Origin of the sequence: uncultured Brachyspira sp., from assembly GCF_944390595.1 — a bacterium.
Taxonomy (GTDB): Bacteria; Spirochaetota; Brachyspiria; order Brachyspirales; family Brachyspiraceae; genus Brachyspira.
On the sequence record NZ_CALXRN010000099.1, the window covers coordinates 1 to 3,981 of the forward strand.

The window sequence follows — 3,981 nt, forward strand, 5'->3', positions numbered from 1 at the left end:
TATTCTTTTCTTACTATTAAATCATCTTTCTCCAATTCTTTCAAAGATAAACTCAATGTTTTATGAGATATATTATATATTATTCTTTTTAATTCATTATATCTTACAACTTTCAATTCTGATAATATATATAATATTATCATCTTATATTTACCTGATATCAATGACATAGTATATGCAAAACCTGTATCTTCCATATATTTTTCTTTTAATTTATTCTTTTCCATAATTTTACTCCTCTAATACTTTACTTATAGTTAGTATATAACATTTTTGTGTGTACTTGTTATTAATAATATATAATACTATAATAATAATATCAATAATAATTTATAATATAGGAGTAATAAAATGAAAAAAATATTAATATTAAATGGAAGTCCTAGGATGAATGGAAATACTTCTGACTTAATAGAAGAGTTCACAAAAGGTGCAATAGATAAAGGGCATGATGTAATAAGATTTGATTTAGATAAAATGAATATTCATTGCTGCAAAGGATGTTTGAAAGGAGGAAAAGATAAAGAAAGTCCATGCTCTCAAAAAGATGATATGTTAAAAGTATATCCTTATTATAAAGAAGCAGATATATTGGTATTAGCTTCACCCATGTATTATTGGTCTTTTTCTGCTCAATTAAAAATGGCTATAGATAGATTATTTGCAGTAACTGAAATCGATCCTAACTATAAAACACCTTACAAAGAATGTTTTATGTTAATGGCTGCTGAAGGAAATGATGAAAATAATTCTAAGCCTGTTATAGAATATTATCAGTATTTATTAAATTATCTTGGATGGAAAGATTTAGGATATTTAATAGCAGGAGGAGTATTTAATATTGGAGATATAAAAGGTAAGGAAGAATTAAAAAATGCTTTTGAAATGGGAAAATCTATAATGTAATATTTACATTAATTATTTTTGATATATAATATATGGTCAATAATTAATAAAATTACATGATATCTAAAATATGATTAAGGATTTTATATGCTAAATTTTGAACCAATAACATTAGAAAAACAGGAACTTTATCATAAATATTTTTCTATAACACCTCAGCAGTCAGCTGATTATACATTTATGAACTTATTTGGTCTTAAAGATATTTATATGCTTGAATGGGCTTTCACTGAAAAATTGGTTTGGATAAGGCAGAAATCCCCGTATACAATTTATTGGGCTCCTATAGGAGATTGGTTTAATACTAATTTTTGCAATGATATGAGCCCATGCGAAATATCAGGTGAAAGCATAATAAGAATTCCTAAAGAACTTGCATTATTCTGGGAAAAAACAACAAAAATAAAGGTAAAAGAATCAAGAGATGAATGGGAATATATATATGATTTAGATGAACTTAAAAACTTATCAGGAAAAAAATTTCATAAAAAGAAAAATTTATATAATCAATTTATAAAAAATGATTTTGAATACAAACATATAGATAGTTCTATGGTGGATAAGATATTTGATTTTGAGAGCAAATGGGAGATAGATGAATTAAATAATAATGCTGAGAATATCAATAATAATGATGAAGCTATAGAATCATGCGAAGCTTTTGAAACATCAAAATTAATATCGCATGAAATCAGAGCAGAAGCTGATATTGCAATGATAAAAACATTATTAGATAATTGGGATAATATCAACTATATAGCAGGAGGTGTTATATATATAAATAAAAAAATTGCTGCATATACTATAGCTGATTTAAGTATGAGAGATACTATAGTAGTTCATTCAGAAAGAGGGGATAGGGACTATAAAGGAAGCTACCAGGCTATTAATAGATTATTTTTAGAAAATTTAATTGATAGTGATAATAGATTTAAATTTGTAAACCGCGAACAGGATGTTGGAGATTTAGGACTTAGAAAAGCTAAGATGTCATATAACCCTATAGGATATGTTGAAAAATATCAAGGTTTTTGTACTGATTTTTAAAATAAACAAAATCTGCTTTACAATCATAAGTTTTTATATTATAATTTCATAATCAAATCAGAGGTTTTTATGTCATCAAAGTACGAAGAAATTTATAATAGCTTACTTGAAAAAATCAAATTCGGATATTATAAAAAGGGCGACATACTTCCTAGTGAATATGAATTGATGAAAGAATATGAAGCCTCAAGAGATACTATAAGAAAATCACTTCAACTATTATCCAATAATGGATGCATACACAAACATAAAGGTAAAGGTTCTATCGTAATTAATTCTAATATATACAATTTTGAATTCGGCGGAATATTCAGTTTTAAAGAAGTTGCTTCAAAAATGTATGGTAAAGTAGAAACTATAGTTCATAGATGTGAATGCATAAAACCGGATCCAATTATAAAAAAAGAATTGAAACTAAATGATGATGATAAAGTTTGGGCTATAGAGAGAATTAGAAATATAGATGGAGAAAATATTATACTAGATATAGATTTTATCAATGCTAGTATTATACCATTTATAGATGAAAATATTTTAAAAGATTCTTTATATGAATATATAGAAAATAATTTGCAATTAAAAATATCTTATGCCGAAAGAGAAATATCCTGCGAAAAAGTAAATTCTAATGATAAAAAACTATTAGATTTAAAAGGATATAATATGATAATAAATGTAGAATCAAAAACATTTTTATCAGATACTAAAGTATTTCAAGTAACATCCGCAAGACATAGACCGGATAAATTTAAATTCAGAGATTTTGCAAGAAGATAATAAATCTAATACTACTTTTTTATTGTAAATTTACAATTTGGATAATTACTGCATCCGTAAAATTGACCGTATTTGCCTTCTCTTAAAATTAATTTTCCTTTACATCTTGGACATATACCATTATTAATTTCTTGTTTAGTATCATTTATGTTTTTTATATGCTCTGAATTTGAAATATTAGTATGATTTGATATTAGTTTTTCATAAATATAATTCATTTCATCAATAGTATAATTATTTCCTTCATTAAAATTATTTAAATAATTTTTTAAATCGCATAAATTAATAACATTATTTATATCTATTTTATCAGCATTGTTTTGAGTAAATACAATTAATGAATGAATATTATATTTATTATCCAATAATTTTTTTAAATGAAATACATGAGATTTATTTTGTTTTATCGGATTATAAAAATAATTCTTTTTACCATGTCTTAAACATTGAGTCCATTTTTCTTGATTTTCACTTCCAAATATAAACCCGCTGTAATTTTTAGTTTCTATACAAAATATACCATTTCTTCTTATTTCAATATGATCTATTTGATGAGTTTTTCTATTATCATCAATTATTACTAGATTATTTATCTGCCTATGTTCAACTTCACTAAATAAAAATGGATTTAAAGCAGAATTAACTTCAAATTCTCCAACTTTTCCTTTAAGTGAATCAGTATATAAAAAATTAGGAATAAGTTTATTAGTAAAATCATTTAATAATCCCATGATTATAATATCCTTTTACATATCATATAAATAATTATAATCCTTAGTCATTATTTATCAATAATTTAAATTAATAAAAATCATAAAATACAATTGACAAACTTGTACGTATATGTTATTATATACGTACAAGTACGGGGATAATAGAATAAAATTATGGAGATATATTTATGGGAAAATTCACTGAAGACGCCGCCTTATTATTAAAATATGTTGGCGGTAAAGAAAATGTTAAGGTAATAACTCATTGTGTTACAAGAATGCGTTTTGTTTTGGCAGATACTAAAAAAGCAGATATTAAAGCTATTGAAAATTTAAAATCTACCAAAGGTACTTTCACTCAGTCCGGACAATTTCAAGTAATAATAGGTAATTAGGTTTCAGAATATTATAATGAATTTGTTAAAATTTCTGGTATAGAAGGAGTGAGCAAAGATGCTGTAAAAGAATCAGCAAAAGGCAATCAAACATTCCTGCAGCGTTTAATGTCTAACATAGCAGAAATATTTTCACCTCTTAT

6 protein-coding genes are annotated in these 3,981 nt (G+C 24.6%); 4 read left to right on the top strand and 2 right to left on the bottom strand.

The window, feature by feature from the left end:
* Nucleotides 1-227, bottom strand: a 227-nt coding sequence (locus Q0J90_RS05155; RefSeq protein WP_297276881.1) for a helix-turn-helix domain-containing protein, incomplete at its 3' end; no start/stop codon positions are given.
* Nucleotides 228-351: 124 nt separating this feature from the next.
* On the opposite strand from Q0J90_RS05155, the gene Q0J90_RS05160 reads away from it, so the two are divergent.
* From Q0J90_RS05160 to treR, 3 genes are all read left to right on the top strand, one after another.
* Nucleotides 352-906: a flavodoxin family protein gene (locus Q0J90_RS05160; RefSeq protein ID WP_297276882.1), complete on the top strand. Its 555-nt coding sequence runs from the start codon at nt 352-354 to the stop codon at nt 904-906.
* A gap of 87 nt (nt 907-993) precedes the next feature.
* Nucleotides 994-1,953 (top strand): phosphatidylglycerol lysyltransferase domain-containing protein, encoded by a 960-nt coding sequence (locus Q0J90_RS05165; protein ID WP_297276883.1) that lies wholly within the window; start codon nt 994-996, stop codon nt 1,951-1,953.
* 69 nt (nt 1,954-2,022) lie between these two features.
* Nucleotides 2,023-2,730 (top strand): trehalose operon repressor, encoded by a 708-nt coding sequence (gene treR / locus Q0J90_RS05170; RefSeq protein ID WP_297276884.1) that lies wholly within the window; start codon nt 2,023-2,025, stop codon nt 2,728-2,730.
* 11 nt (nt 2,731-2,741) lie between these two features.
* Here treR and Q0J90_RS05175 read toward each other — a convergent pair whose 3' ends face one another.
* The gene (locus tag Q0J90_RS05175) at nt 2,742-3,461 is read right to left on the bottom strand and encodes an NERD domain-containing protein (RefSeq protein ID WP_297276885.1); all 720 of its coding nucleotides are present in this window, start codon (nt 3,459-3,461) and stop codon (nt 2,742-2,744) included.
* Between the two features lie 170 nt (nt 3,462-3,631).
* Between Q0J90_RS05175 and Q0J90_RS05180 the strand changes: the two genes are divergently transcribed.
* Nucleotides 3,632-3,838: a PTS transporter subunit EIIB gene (locus tag Q0J90_RS05180; RefSeq protein WP_297276886.1), complete on the top strand. Its 207-nt coding sequence runs from the start codon at nt 3,632-3,634 to the stop codon at nt 3,836-3,838.
* Nucleotides 3,839-3,981 lie beyond the last annotated feature (143 nt).

Excerpts from the sequence above, each read along its gene's own strand:
- Q0J90_RS05175 (WP_297276885.1), bottom strand. The coding sequence starts at position 3,461 with ATGGGATTATTAAATGATTTTACTAATAAACTTATTCCTAATTTTTTA.
- Q0J90_RS05165 (WP_297276883.1), top strand. The coding sequence starts at position 994 with ATGCTAAATTTTGAACCAATAACATTAGAAAAACAGGAACTTTATCAT.
- Q0J90_RS05160 (WP_297276882.1), top strand. The coding sequence starts at position 352 with ATGAAAAAAATATTAATATTAAATGGAAGTCCTAGGATGAATGGAAAT.
- treR (WP_297276884.1), top strand. The coding sequence starts at position 2,023 with ATGTCATCAAAGTACGAAGAAATTTATAATAGCTTACTTGAAAAAATC.
- Q0J90_RS05180 (WP_297276886.1), top strand. The coding sequence starts at position 3,632 with ATGGGAAAATTCACTGAAGACGCCGCCTTATTATTAAAATATGTTGGC.